At 69.6% G+C, this 13,354-nt stretch carries 14 protein-coding genes; 12 read left to right on the top strand and 2 right to left on the bottom strand.

What is annotated here, in order from left to right:
• Positions 1-11: 11 nt before the first annotated feature.
• The 10 genes from RKD23_RS15965 (at position 12) to RKD23_RS15920 (ending at position 7,451) form a co-directional block, all read left to right on the top strand.
• Positions 12-848, top strand: a complete 837-nt coding sequence (locus RKD23_RS15965; RefSeq protein WP_424854266.1) for a hypothetical protein — start codon at positions 12-14, stop codon at positions 846-848.
• The gene (locus tag RKD23_RS15960) at positions 845-2,152 is read left to right on the top strand and encodes a CpaF family protein (RefSeq protein ID WP_424854265.1); all 1,308 of its coding nucleotides are present in this window, start codon (positions 845-847) and stop codon (positions 2,150-2,152) included. Before RKD23_RS15965 ends, RKD23_RS15960 begins: the two co-directional genes overlap by 4 nt.
• A gap of 47 nt (positions 2,153-2,199) precedes the next feature.
• Positions 2,200-3,126 (top strand): type II secretion system F family protein, encoded by a 927-nt coding sequence (locus tag RKD23_RS15955; RefSeq protein WP_424858251.1) that lies wholly within the window; start codon positions 2,200-2,202, stop codon positions 3,124-3,126.
• 28 nt (positions 3,127-3,154) lie between these two features.
• Entirely contained in the window at positions 3,155-4,075 is a 921-nt protein-coding gene (locus RKD23_RS15950) for a type II secretion system F family protein (protein WP_424854264.1), read from the top strand.
• Positions 4,076-4,125: 50 nt separating this feature from the next.
• Entirely contained in the window at positions 4,126-4,392 is a 267-nt protein-coding gene (locus tag RKD23_RS15945; protein WP_424854263.1) for a hypothetical protein, read from the top strand.
• Positions 4,393-4,482: 90 nt separating this feature from the next.
• The gene (locus tag RKD23_RS15940) at positions 4,483-4,863 is read left to right on the top strand and encodes a TadE family protein (RefSeq protein WP_424858250.1); all 381 of its coding nucleotides are present in this window, start codon (positions 4,483-4,485) and stop codon (positions 4,861-4,863) included.
• A 2-nt stretch (positions 4,864-4,865) separates the two neighbouring features.
• A complete protein-coding gene (locus tag RKD23_RS15935) occupies positions 4,866-5,264 on the top strand; it encodes a TadE/TadG family type IV pilus assembly protein (protein ID WP_424854262.1) in 399 nt (132 codons plus the stop codon).
• Positions 5,265-5,290: 26 nt separating this feature from the next.
• Positions 5,291-5,710 carry a pilus assembly protein TadG-related protein gene (locus RKD23_RS15930; RefSeq protein WP_404044184.1) on the top strand — a complete coding sequence of 140 codons (420 nt, stop codon included), beginning with the start codon at positions 5,291-5,293 and terminating at the stop codon, positions 5,708-5,710.
• A gap of 59 nt (positions 5,711-5,769) precedes the next feature.
• A complete protein-coding gene (locus RKD23_RS15925) occupies positions 5,770-6,432 on the top strand; it encodes a hypothetical protein (protein ID WP_424854261.1) in 663 nt (220 codons plus the stop codon).
• Positions 6,429-7,451, top strand: a complete 1,023-nt coding sequence (locus RKD23_RS15920) for a hypothetical protein (RefSeq protein ID WP_424854260.1) — start codon at positions 6,429-6,431, stop codon at positions 7,449-7,451. The genes RKD23_RS15925 and RKD23_RS15920 overlap by 4 nt, the downstream gene beginning before the upstream one ends.
• Before the next feature lie 6 nt (positions 7,452-7,457).
• On the opposite strand, the gene RKD23_RS15915 is transcribed toward RKD23_RS15920, so the two are convergent.
• On the bottom strand, positions 7,458-7,616 hold the full coding sequence (locus RKD23_RS15915) for a hypothetical protein (RefSeq protein WP_424854259.1): 159 nt from the start codon (positions 7,614-7,616) through the stop codon (positions 7,458-7,460).
• Positions 7,617-7,669: 53 nt separating this feature from the next.
• On the bottom strand, positions 7,670-8,026 hold the full coding sequence (locus RKD23_RS15910) for a hypothetical protein (RefSeq protein WP_404043889.1): 357 nt from the start codon (positions 8,024-8,026) through the stop codon (positions 7,670-7,672).
• Positions 8,027-8,133: 107 nt separating this feature from the next.
• Between RKD23_RS15910 and RKD23_RS15905 the strand changes: the two genes are divergently transcribed.
• Together RKD23_RS15905 and RKD23_RS15900 are read left to right on the top strand one after the other, a co-directional pair.
• Positions 8,134-8,781, top strand: a complete 648-nt coding sequence (locus tag RKD23_RS15905; RefSeq protein ID WP_424858249.1) for a hypothetical protein — start codon at positions 8,134-8,136, stop codon at positions 8,779-8,781.
• An 89-nt stretch (positions 8,782-8,870) separates the two neighbouring features.
• On the top strand, positions 8,871-13,346 hold the full coding sequence (locus RKD23_RS15900) for a DUF6531 domain-containing protein (RefSeq protein ID WP_424854258.1): 4,476 nt from the start codon (positions 8,871-8,873) through the stop codon (positions 13,344-13,346).
• Positions 13,347-13,354 lie beyond the last annotated feature (8 nt).

Below are 13,354 nucleotides of genomic sequence, written 5' to 3'. Positions count from 1 at the left end.
CACCACAAGCCATGGCGCTCATCGCTCTCGCCGCCGACAAGGGTTCCCCCGGCGTCACCACCGCGGCCGTCGCCCTCGCGGCGGTCTGGCCGCGCCGCGTCCTGCTGGCCGAGACCGACCCGGCCGGCGGTGATCTGGTGTACCGGTCCGCCGCCGCGCACGGCGGGCCGCTCAACCCGAACACCGGCATGCTGTCCATCGCCGCGACCGCGCGCCGCGGCCTCGTACCCGACCAACTCTGGGACCACGTACAGCCGTTGAGCGGCGGACTCGAGGTCCTCGTCGGGCTCGGCATCGCCGAGCAGGCGGCCGGTCTGGCGGGGCTGTGGCCGACGCTGGGCCGGGCCTTCGCCTCGCTCGCGGACTCTCCGAACGCGCCCGCCGACGTCATCGCCGACTGCGGCCGCATCAGCGGGGACACGCCCGCCGTCGAGCTGTTCCCGCACGCGGCGCTCGTGCTGCTGATCTCGCGTACGGAGCCGGAGGCCATCGCGCGGGTACGCGACCGGGCCGCCGCTCTGTCCACGAAGCTGCACGGCGGCTCGCGCGGGGTCGCCAGCCTCGGCACGCCCCTCATCGGCGTCGTCCTCATCGCCGACCCGAACAACGCCGGCAAGCTCGCGGGCCAGGTCAACGACATGCTCGTGCACGCCCAGACCGGCGCCCGCGTGGTCGGCACCATCGCCGACGACCCGGCCGGTGCCGAGCAGCTCGCCGGGCGCAAGCGCGGCCGGCTGGACAAGTCGCTGCTCATCCGCTCGGCCCGCAAGGTCACCGCGGACCTGTACCAGCAGTACGGCGCCGCCTGGTCCGTGCCCGGGCAGGCCCCGCAGGGAGCCGGCCGATGACCGCTGTCGACCACCAGCTGGTCAAGCGGTTCCGTCAGGACGCCGGTGACCGTATCGCCGAGCAGCGGCGGCAGGACCAGGTCGCCGGTGTCACGCCGATGTCCGGCGAGGACGAGCGGCACTACGCCCGCGCGGTCATAGCCCAGATCCTGGAGGACCACGCCCGCCAGGAGATCAACGCAGGCCGTACGCCGCTGGACGCCGAGACCGAGGAGGCGTACGCGGCAGCCGTGCACGCCGCGCTGTTCGGCGTGGGCCGGCTCCAGCCGCTGCTGGACAACCCCGAGGTCGAGAACATCGACATCAACGGCTGCGACCAGGTGTTCGTCGGGTACGCCGACGGGCGCGAGGTGCGCGGCGAGCCGGTCGCCGAGACCGACGAGGAACTCATCGAGCTCATCCAGGTACTGGGCGCCTACAGCGGTCTGTCCTCCCGCCCCTTCGACTCCGCCAACCCCCAGCTCGACCTCCGCCTGCCGGACGGCTCGCGTCTGTCGGCGGTCATGGACGTCGCCCGGCGCCCCGCCCTGTCTATCCGTCGCGCGCGCATGGGCAAGGTCTTCATCTCCGACCTCGTCGGCAACGGCACGCTCAGCCCGGAGATCGGCCACTTCCTCGCCTGCGCGGTGCGCGCCCGCAAGAACATCATGATCGCGGGAGCCACCAACGCCGGTAAGACCACGCTGCTGAGGGCGCTGGCCAACGAGATCCCGCCGCACGAGCGCCTCATCACCGTCGAGCGCGCCCTGGAGCTCGGCCTGGACACCTTCCCCGAACTCCACCCGAATGTCGTGGCGTTCGAGGAGCGGCTGCCCAACTCCGAGGGCCAGGGCGCCATTTCCATGGCCGAACTGGTCCGCCGGTCCCTGCGTATGAACCCTTCGCGGGTCATCGTCGGTGAGGTCCTCGGCGACGAGATCGTCACCATGCTCAACGCGATGTCCCAGGGCAACGACGGCTCGCTGTCCACGATCCACGCCAACAGCTCCAGCGAGGTCTTCAACCGCATCTCGACGTACGCCCTCCAGGCCTCGGAACGGCTTCCCATCGAGGCCAGCCAGATGCTGATCGCGGGCGCGGTGAACTTCGTGGTGTTCATCCAGCGCCGCAACAACTTCCAGAGCGGCGGCCGGCTCCAGCGCAGCGTGACCTCCATCCGCGAGGTCAACGGCGTCGACGGACGCGTGCTGTCCAGCGAGGTGTTCGCCGAGGCGCCCGACGGCCGGATCGTGCCGCACGCGCCGATCGCCTGCATCGACGACCTGATGGCGCAGGGCTACCGGCCGAACGCGGCGTGGGGGTGACGTACCGAATGACCATGAACCTTGCGGCGCTGGGCCAACTCGGCTCGATGGGCGGCCTGTTCTCCACGACCGTCCTGTACTCCATCGCCTGCGGCGTCGCCGTCGGCGGCGGTCTCGGCCTGTTCCTCGTCGCCGTACGAGGACTGCCCGCCAAGCCCGAGCACGAGAAGCAGAAGGCGGCGGAGCGGGTCAACGAGCTGATCCGGTTCGCCGGGCGGCGCGGCTCGCTGGCCGCGCTCGTCGGCCTCGCCGTGCTGCTGCTCACCCGCTGGGCGGTGGCCGGCATCGCGGCCGGCGTACTCGTCTTCTTCTGGGACCGTCTCTTCGGCGGCGCCCGCGAGGAGCGTTCCGCCATGCGCCGCGTGGAGGCCCTCGCCTCCTGGACGGAGTCGCTGCGCGACACCATCGCCGGCGCGGTCGGCCTGGAGCAGGCGATCCCGGCGTCCGCGCGCGCCGCGGCCCCCGTCCTGCGCCCGCACCTCGACGCGCTCGTCGACCGCCTGCGCGCCCGCACCCCGCTGCCCGACGCGCTCCAGCTCCTCGCCGACGAGATCGACGACGCCTCCGCCGACATCATCGTCGCCGCGCTCATCCTCAACGCCCGGCTGCGCGGACCGGGTCTGCGCCAGGTCCTCGGCGCGCTCGCCAAGTCGGCGCGCGAGGAGGTCGACATGCGCCAGCGCGTGATGGCCCAGCGCGCCTCCACGCGCCGCTCGGTCCAGATCGTCGTCGCCGTGTCGGTCGCGTTCGTCCTCGGCCTGTCCGTCTTCAACCGCGAGTTCGTCGAGCCGTACGGCACCGCCGTCGGCCAGCTCGTCCTCGTCCTCGTCTGCGCCCTGTTCGCACTCGGCTTCTGGTGGCTGCGCAAGCTGTCCACCATCGAGACGCCCGAACGCTTCCTGGTGCGCGACGAGTCGTCGGTGCAGTTCGTACGGCCCCGTACGCCTGTTTCTGAAGAGGGGGTACGGCGATGAGCCGCACGAGCGATGAGGGGGTACGGCGATGAGCCTCACCATGCCGATCGTCGTGGGCGTCGTCTTCGGTCTGGGCGTCTACGCCCTGATCCGCGCCCTGATGCCGAGCAAGCGCAGCGCGGTCGCGCAGGTCGCCCGGATCGACGCCATGCGGGCGCGCGGGGCGGCGTACGAGTCGGCGCGCAGCAGCCAGGACACCGGCAGGTTCGCCTCGCTGCGGGCCGAAGTCGGCGTCCGGGTGGCCGAGTTCTATCTCCAGCAGGGCTGGGAGCAGCGTTCGCTGCGGGCCGACCTGGCCGTCCTGGACCGCAGTTGGGAGAAGTTCCTCGCGACGAAGGTGCTGCTGGGCACGACGGGTCTGATCTTCGGCCCGTTCCTGTTCGCCGTCGTCTACACGCTGGGAGTCGGCCGCAGCCCGGTCATCCCGGTGTGGCTGGCCCTGGTGTGCGCGGCGCTGTTCTTCTTCCTGCCCGACCTGGAGGTACGGCGGGACGCGGCCGACAAGCGCCGTGACCTGCGGCGCGTCATCGGGGCGTACCTCGACCTCGTGTCGATGAGCCTCGCGGGCGGGCGCGGTCTGCCCGAGGCGCTGATGGCCGCCGCCGAGGTCTCCGACGGTTGGGCCACGCAGCGCATCCGCAACGCCCTCGCCGACGCCCGGATCACCGGCCTGAGCCAGTGGCAGGCGCTCGGGCAGCTCGGTGAGGAGCTCGGCGTCGAGGAGCTGAAGGACCTCTCGGCCTCGCTGGCCCTGGTCGCGGACGACGGTGCGAAGGTCCGTGAGTCCCTCGCCTCGCGCGCCGAGACCATGCGCCACCGCGAGATGGCCGAGATCGAGGGCAGCGCGGGCGAGAAGTCGCAGTCGATGCTCGTCGCGCAGTTGCTGCTGTGCGCCGGCTTCCTGGTGTTCCTGATCTTCCCGGCGGCGATGCGGGTGTTCCAGGTGTGACGTGACCGATCGCAACCGCCCGAGCTGATTTGAGAGGAAAGAGAACACTCATGAACGCACCGAAGAACGCACCGAAGAACTTCCGCACCGGCATCCCCGCGGTGGACTTCCTCATCACCTTCCTGGGCGCCCGTGTCGAGCGCGCCCGCTCCGGCGAACTGGACCGCGGTGCCTCCGCGGTGGAGTGGGTCATCATCTCCGCGGTCGTCGTGGCGATCGTCGGCGTGGTGGCGGCCATCATCAACGCCGCGCTGAGCGAGGGCGCCAACAAGGTCGGCGACTGCATCAAGGGCGCGGACGCGGGCAAGACCTGCTGACGGCCGCGGGATCGACGGGGGTTGCTGGTGGGCGTGGTGCGCTGGGTACGCCGTAGGACGGAGGCCGTCTCCGCCCGCGGCGACTCCGGCATGACCGCGATCGAGTTCGTGCTGCTCACGCCGGTGCTGTTCTTCATGATCTTTGCGACGGTGCAGTTCGCGCTGTACTTCTTCGCCGATCATGTCGCCCAGGCGGCGGCCCAGGCGGGCGCGCGCAAGGCCCGCGCCACGGCGGACGCCCAGCCGGGCGCCTGGCGCGGTGAGGCCCGTACGGTCGTCGACTCCTACATCGACCAACTGGGCCCGCAGCTCGTGCTGTCGCCGGACGTGAAGATGCTCCAGCCGGAGCAGAACACGGTCGGCGTGGAGATCACCGCGCGTGTCCCCACGGTCTTCCCCGGCCTGGACCTGACGGTGCACGCGCAGTCGTCGGGCCCGGTGGAGCGGTTCGTGCGGGAGGGGGAGAACTGAACATGATCCGCAGGGACGAGGGCCTGTCCACGGTCGAGGTGGTGATCCTCGCACCCGTGATGATCCTCTTCGTCCTGGTCCTGGTGGCGTTCGGCCAGCTGGTCGACGGCCGCGGCGCCATCGACGGCGCGGCCCGGGACGCCGCCCGCGCGGGCTCCATCCAGAAGGACCACGGGACGGCGATCGCGGAGGCGCGGAAGGCCGCCGAGGCGGACCTGGAGGACGTCTGCTCGGGCCCGGTCTCGGTCGTCCAGACCAGCCCCGGCTTCGAACCGGACACCTTCTTCACCGTCGAGGTCAGCTGCGAGGTCCGCGGCCTGGCGATGCTGGGCCTGGACGTCCCTACGACGTTGTCGGCGAGCTTCAGCTCCCCGCTGGACCCGTTCCGGAGGACGGCGTGAGGACGTGGCTGCACACCCGCCGGGCGATGCTGGACGACAGGGGCTCGGGCGCGGGCGCGGTGATCATCTTCGCCCTGGTCTTCCTCTCCCTGTCCGCCTTCGTGATCGACGGCGGCCTGTCCATCTCCAAGCGCGAACGCGCCGCCGACATCGCGGAACAGGCCGCCCGTTACGCGGCCCAGGACATCGACCGCGAGGCCCTCTACGACAACGAGGGCGGCCCGGCCCCCATCAACTTCGCCAACTGCGACGCCCGCGTCAAGGCCTTCGCCCGCGAGATGGACATGACCGGCGCCGACATCGCCGCGTCCCACTGCGTGGCAGCCGACGCGGCCCAGGTCGAGGTCGAGATCCAGCTGACGTACTCCCCAGTCTTCAGTGGCATGTTCTACGGGGGGGATGTGGTGGTTCATGGTCAGGCGGTGGCGGAGAACGAGGTGGGCTGACCGAGCGTTTCTTCTGTTGCCCTGCAGCCGACATTCCCCCCACTGGAGGTACGACCCTCATGCGCACGCGCGCGACAACCACGGCGGCCGCCTTCGCCGTCACCGCAGCCCTTCTCCTGACCGCCTGCGGCGGCTCGGACGGCGAGGACGCGGCGAACGACAAGATCGCCGGAGCGGACACGGGCACGACGGCGTCCGCGTCACCGTCGGCCTCGGCGACGACCGACGGGGTCGACCGGCCGGAGGTGACGTTGCCGAAGGGTGTGGACAACGTCTTCGAGGGCGCCGAGACGGGTGACCCGGCGAAGGACGAGGTCCTCGCGGACAACGAACGGCGGATCGACGCGGAGAGCGACGCGATTCTGCGGGGCGACGCGGACTCGAAGGCTCTGAGCTTCTACAGCACGGGAGAGGTCCGCCTGGCTGCGGCCGAGTACGTCCAGAGCTTCGTGGACGCGGGGATCAGCTACAAGGGCGAGATCCGCTACTACGACTTCAAGGTCAAGCTCGTCTCGGACACGTCGGCGACCCTCGTGTACTGCGGTGACGAGAGCGGGGCCGTCAACACGGACCGCAAGACCGGCGCGGAGAAGAAGTCGGGCCAGACCAAGCCCGAGGACAACTACGTCCTGTACAACCTGCGGCTGACGAAGAACGCGCAAGGTGTGTGGCAGAACACCGCGGGTCTGTCCAAGCGCGGCGCGGAGGCGTGCCGCCCGTGAGCTCGACATACAGGATCCTGGCCGTGACGGCGGCGCTCGCGCTGTCACTCGTACCCTCGGCCGCCCAGGCGATCGGCACCGGCGGAACCGTCACGGGCGGCGACGCGAACGGGTCGCAGAACAACGGGAAGATCAAGGCCGAGACCAAGGTGCAGGTCTCGACCTCGGGCGGCACGAAGGAAGTCGACACCGGCACGCTCACCTCCACGGACACCAACTGGACGCCCCCGGCCTGCTGGTACGAACCCGCGTTCTCGCCCAAGCAGATCAAGTCCGCCGTCGACACCCTGCGGAAGTTCAATCCCTTCGGGCTCGGCAACATGGTGGCCGACATGTACGACGGCTACTTCAAGGAGGGCGAGCCCTACAAGGACTACAACCTCGACAAAGAAGGCGAGGGCATGTTCTGGGCGGGCGTGGTCAACCCCAACCGGGAGGATGACCCGGAAGCCCAGTCCTGCGACAAACCGCCCTTCTGGGTCGACAACGGCGACACCCCGGACGAGCCCCTCGCCCTGACCCCCCAGGTCCTCGCCGAGTACGCCTACGACGAACTCCCCGTACCCGGCACGGAGATCGAGATGGCGCCGACGGGCAGGTCGACCGTCAACCTCCCGACCTGGATCTGGCTGGACAAGGCCAAGTTCAAGAAGATCTCGGTCACGGCCAGCCTCCCCGGGACGGGCCTGTCCGCCACGACCACCGCCGAGCCGGTGTCCCTCCACATCGACCCGGGCACGGCCGACGCCGAGACCTACCCGGCCTCGGGCGAGTGCGCCATCAACACCGACGGCAGCATCGGAGAGCCGTACACGAAGGGCAAGGCCGACCAGACCCCGCCCTGCGGCGTGACGTACCTCCGCTCTACGGGCACGAACGGCGCCTACGCCCTGAAGGCCACCGTCACCTGGAAGATCACCTGGACCAGCACGACGGGCGAGGGCGGGAAGCTGCCGGACGGCACGTTCGGGGCGACGCAGGATGTGACCGTACGGGAGATCCAGTCAGTGAACCGATGAGACACCTCACAGGAAGGGGACGCGTGCCTCGGGGTCCAGTACGTCGGGTCCGGCGCTCATCTCGCTCCAGAGCCCCGTTCCCTGCCCGAGGTACTCGACGATCCGCCTCTCGTCCGGCTCGCCGGCAGGCCTGACGGCATCCCTGATCGAACCGTCGAGAGGCATGCCCCACCCCGGGCGGAGTTTCGCGAAGAAGCCGACGGGGCGGACCGGCGGGGTCACTTGCCGCCGCCCCCGTCACCTTTGCCGCCCTTGTCCCCCCTCGTGTCCTTGACCTTCATCGCGTCATTGACCTGCTTGGCCAGCTCGTCGTCGAGTTTCTTGAACTCCCGCACCACCGCGTCGGACATCTTGGCGAGGGCGTCGAGCTGCTGGGAGATGTCCTCGCGGCCGTCCTCCCAGTTGTCCTCGAAGTCGCTGAGGGCGTTGTTGACGCTGCCGTCGCCGATGTCGTCCTCGTACGACTCGAAGGTCTTCTTCGTTCCGTTCATGCGGCTCTTGATGGACCGCAGCCGGCGACCGAAGTCCTCCAGCTCGGTCAGCGGCAGTGACAGGTCGCTCTTGCCGTTGCCCATGTGTCCCCCGTCCCGCGGTCCCTCGTAGGCTCGTCACTAGGCTGATCGCACCGTACAACGAAGTGATGTCCGTACGGGGGATCGAAGGAACGGGGAAGGTCGACGTCATGGCCCGCTACATGGAGGCGCTCACGATCGAGCGCGGCGGTTTCCGGATCAATGTGCCGGAGTCGTGGTGGGAGTTCGACGTGCGCCCGGAGTCGCGCGACGACTCGATCCGGCGGATGGTGAGCGAGCGGATCAAGGGCCGCCCGGAGCTGGCCCAGTACCGCGACCTCTACACCGACTTCCTCCGCAAGGCCGCCGCCGACGCATGGAAGTCGGGCGCCCTGTATTGCGGCTGCATGGCGGAGAGCTTCGGCGGCGACACTCCCATCACCGGCTCGGTGACCGTCTCCCTGGTCGGCGGCCGCAGCAGTACCGGCGAGCCCCTGCCCACCGACCCGGCCGCCATCGTGAGCCAGCTCGCCGTCAAGGAGGCCCGGAAGGCGGGCGACTCCTGGCGCAAGGTCACCACGGTCGACATCCCCGGCGTGGGCCCCGCCGCCCGGACGTACGGCATCGAGGACATCGTCGTACCCGATGACGCACTCAAGCGCACCGTCCGGGCCGTGCTGATGCAGACGTTCATCCCGGTGCCCGGCCAGGAGGGCAAGGTCGCCCTGGTGGCCGGCAGCAGCCAGGTGCTGGATCTGGCCGACTCCTTCTTCGACATCTTCGACGCGATCACCTCGACGTTCCGCTTCGCGGAATAGCCGGGCCGAGGTTTCGAACCGACTTTCCCGCCCTGTAAGTTCGCTTCTGCATACGTTGTTGATGATGCGCACGTGACGGGGGTTGCGGTATGGCGGGCCATCGGCCGACGGACTGGCATGTCCTGGATCTGGACAAGGACCCGGTGCCGGGGGATCCGCAGCGGGTCCGCCAGCTGGCCAAGTCTCTGCATGACTTCGCGGATGACGTCTCGGACGCGTTGCGTCTGGTGAAGGGGATGGCGGGGGAGTCGACTCTGGCGGAGTGGGCGGGCAAGTCGGCGGAGGTCTTCAAGGAGGACTTCGCCGATGTCCCGAAGAACCTGAAGAAGCTGGAGAAGTCGTACTCGCTGTGCGGGGATGCGCTGGCGGACTACTGGCCGAAGCTGGAGCGTGCGCAGGCGCTGGCGGACCGTGCGTTGGTGAAGGGCCGTGAGGCGCGGTCGGATCTGTCCTCGGCGAAGTCGCGTCTGTCGTCGGCGGATTCGTGGGTGACGCGGGCGGGGAAGGAGGCGGACAAGTACAAGGACGACCCGACGGGCAGCAAGTCGACGGAGAAGCCGGACGAGGCGAAGGTGCGTGCCGCCACCCGGGATGTGCAGCATGCGGAGGCCGCTCAGGCCAGTGCGCAGTCGGATGTCTCGACCGCGCAGAGTGCGTTGGACGCGGCGAAGAAGATGGCCGAGGATGCGCGCAAGATGCGCCAGGAGGCGGCGCGGACGGCGAAGTCGAAGATCGACGAGGCGTCGGACGCGGGGATCCAGAACCGGTCGTGGTGGGAGGAGATCGGGGACTGGTTCGTCGACAACTGGGACAACATCGTCGCGGTGTGCAAGGTCGTCGTGGCGGTGCTGGGTGTCATCGCGATGATCATCGGTGGGCCGATCCTGGGTGCGATCGTGCTGATCGCGGCGTTGGTGGTGCTCGCGGACACGCTCTACAAATATTCACAGGGCAGAGCGTCGCTGTGGGATGTGGCGTTCGCGGCGCTGGACTGCATACCTGGCATGAAGGGGCTGACGACGCTTGGGGGGCTGGCCAAGGGGCTGAAGGCCTTCGGCAAGACCGGACTCAAGGGCATGGCCCTCGGCGTCAAGGGCATGGGAAAGGGAGTCAGTGCCCTCGGCCGTCAGATGAAGAAGCTCTTCTGCCGGACCGACCCGGTGGACATGGCGACCGGCCAGGTGGTCATGTCGGCGACGGATCTGAGTCTGCCGGGGGTACTCCCGCTGGTTCTCGAACGCCACCACCGCAGCGGTATGCGCACCGGTCGCAGCTTCGGCGCGGCCTGGGCATCGACGCTGGACCAGCGGTTGGTGCTCGATGCCGACGGTGTGCGGTTCGCCGCCGCCGACGGAATGGTCCTGTATTACCCGGTACCCACCCCGGACGGGGCCGTCTTTCCGGTGACCGGCCCGCGGTGGCCGCTCAGCTGGGACGGGTCCCCCGAGGGGGAACTTGTCCTCAGAGACACCGAGGCAGAGCGGATGCTCCACTTCCGTCCGCTGTCCGGCGGCCCCGCCGGCGAACTGCTCCTCACGACCATCAGCGACCGCAACGGCAACAGGATCAGTGTCCGGTACAGCGCGGACGGCTGCCCCCAGGAGGTCGTGCACTCCGGTGGTTACCGGTTGGGAATCGACTCCGACCAGGGCCGCATCACCGCGGTGACCCTGCTCAGTCATCCGGAACAGCCCGTCATCATGCGGTACGGCTACGACGCCCAGGGCAACCTGGCCGAGGTCCTCAACTCCTCAGGCCGACCCCTGCGGCTCGCCTACGACGAGCGCCGGCGGATCACCGGCTGGCAGGACCGGAACGGCATCGCGTATCACTACGCCTACGACGCCCAGGGCCGCTGTGTGCGCACGCGCGGTGCCGAGGGCTACCTCGACAGCGAGATCGCGTACGAGGACGACGGCTCGCGCACGCTCTTCACCGATGCGCTCGGTCAGACCACCGCCTACGAGTTCGACGACCACTGCCGACTCCTCACCGAGACCGACCCGCTGGGTGCGTCCACCCGGCGCACCTGGGACGACCACGGCGAGCTCCTGACGATCACCGACGCCCTCGGCCGTACGACCGCCTACGTGTACGACACGCTGGGCCGGGTCACCGAGGTGACGCGTCCCGACGGCCTTGCGCTGACCGCGGAGTACAACGACCTGGGACTGCCGGAGCGGATCACCGCCGCGGACGGCACACAGTGGCGGCAGACCTTCGACGAGGCCGGCAACCGCACCGAGGTCGTCGATCCCGCCGGCGAGACCGTCCGCTACACCTACGACGAACGGGGCGGACTGGCCTGCGCCGTCGATCCGGCGGGCGGCACGACGGACTTCGTGTGCGACGCGGCGGGCCTGCCCGTCCGGGTGGTGAGGCCGCTCGGGGAGACCACCACCTACCGGCGCGACGCCTTCGGCCGCCCGGTCGAGATCACTGCCCCGGGCGGCGCGGTCACCAGACTGGAGTGGACCGCCGAGGGAAGGCCCGCACACCATGTCGACCCCTTGGGTTCCCAGTGGTCCTGGACCTGGGACGCCGAGGGCAACTGCCTGAGCCGCACCGATGCGGCAGGCGCCGTACACCGCTACGAGTACGGGCCGTTCGACGCGCTGCGCGCCCAGATCAACCCGGACGGCACCCGCTTCGAGTTCGAGCGCGACGCCGAACTCCGGCTCACCTCGGTGACCGGCCCGCAGGGCCTGAGCTGGCAGTACAGCTACGACGCCACCGGGCGACTGGTCGAGGAGCGTGACTTCGACGGCCGTTCGGTCCGCTACGCCTACGACCCGGCAGGCCAGTTGGTGGCCACGACCAACGCCCTGGGCCAGCGGATCACCTACGACCGTGATGTTCTGGGCCGCATCCGCGAGAAGGACGCGGCCGGAGCTGTCACCACATACGCCTACGACCCTGCGGGGCGCCTCCTGCGCGCGGTCGGACCGGATGCGGAGCTCGTCTTCGAGAGGGACCCGTTGGGCCGGATCCTGACGGAGGTCTGCGACGGCCGCGTCTCCGCCTACGCGTACGACCCCGCAGGGCGGTTGACCCGGCGCAGCACCCCGAGCGGCGTCGAGAGCGGCTACGACTACGACCCCTCCGGGCGGCCCGTCGGCCTCAGGGCGGGCGACCAGCGGCTCGCGTTCACCTACGACCCGACCGGCAGGGAGGCCACTCGGCATCTGCCGTCGGACGTCGTCCTGCACCACACGTGGGACGTGGCCGGCAACCTCAGTGACCAGACCGCTCTCTCGCCGGACCGGACGTTGTGGCAGCGGAGGTACGCCTACCGCGACGACCACCACCTGACGGGCATCACCGACAGCCGCCGGGGCGAAACGGGCTTCTCTCTCGACCGGCTCGGCCGCGTCACGGACATCACGAGCCCGGCCGGCCAGGAGACGTATGCCTACGACGCCGTCGGCAACCAGCGGACCGCCCACTGGCCCGCCGCCCACCCGGCCGTGGGCGACCGCGACTACGCGGGCACGCGTCTGGTCCGTGCGGGGAGAACCCAGTACCAGTACGACGGGGCGGGCCGAACGGTCCGGCGACGCACGAGGTCACTGTCGGGCAAGGTGTCGACCTGGACGTACGAATGGGACGCGGAGGACCGTCTCACCGCGGTGATCACGCCGGACGGCAGCCGATGGAGGTACCGGTACGACCCCCTGGGGCGCCGCGTGTCCAAGCAGCGCCTGAACATCGAGGGAGGAGTCGCCGAGGACGTCCGCTTCACCTGGTTCAACGCGACCTTGATCGAGCAGGTCAGCCGCGGCGTGGGCGACGAGTCGGAGGCCGAGGTCCTCACGTGGGACTACCGCGACCAGCATCCCCTGGCCCAACGACGGCGGCTCATGACGCAGCAGGAGGTCGACGCCCGCTTCTACGCCATCGTGACCGACCTCGTCGGGACGCCGACCGATCTCCTCGACGAGAGCGGCGACATCGTCTGGCAGGCCGACGCCACGCTCTGGGGAGTGGAGAGCGGTGGCGAGGACCGGCCCGTCGGCGTCCCGCTGCGTTTCCCCGGCCAGTACCACGACCCGGAGACGGGGTGGCACTACAACTACCAGCGCCATTACGACCCGGCGATCGCCCGGTACACCAGCCCCGACCCGCTCGGCCTCGAACCCGACCCCAACCACTACGGGTATGTCGACAACCCTTACAGCTGGATCGACCCTCTGGGACTGCTGTCCTGCACCGGACGCCCGGACAAGCTGAACCCGGGGGAGATCTATCTCTACCGCGCGGTGATGGACGGCGAGCTGGGGCAGGTCATGCGCACCAGGACGTTTCAGAATCCCCGGGGGATCGAGACGAAGTACTTCTCCACCACCGCGGAATCCGCCGCCGCGTACGCACGGGAGATGTTCAGCAAGTTTCCTCACGAAGGTCCGTACACTCTCGTCCGGTCGACCATCCGGACCGACGCCATTCCCGAGATCAGCCGGGTCGATCTCGTCGAGGCGGGAGGAATCGAGGCGCTGGCACTGCCCACCGAGGTCCTCGAACAGATGGGGCGGATCCGTATCCTGCCCGGCATGCCCATTCCCTGAGGAGAAGA

Origin of the sequence: Streptomyces sp. SAI-170 (genome assembly GCF_049739565.1) — a bacterium.
Lineage (GTDB): Bacteria > Actinomycetota > Actinomycetes > Streptomycetales > Streptomycetaceae > Streptomyces.
Note: the sequence above shows the minus strand (reverse complement) of the source record. Positions and strands in the feature narration are given on the sequence as shown.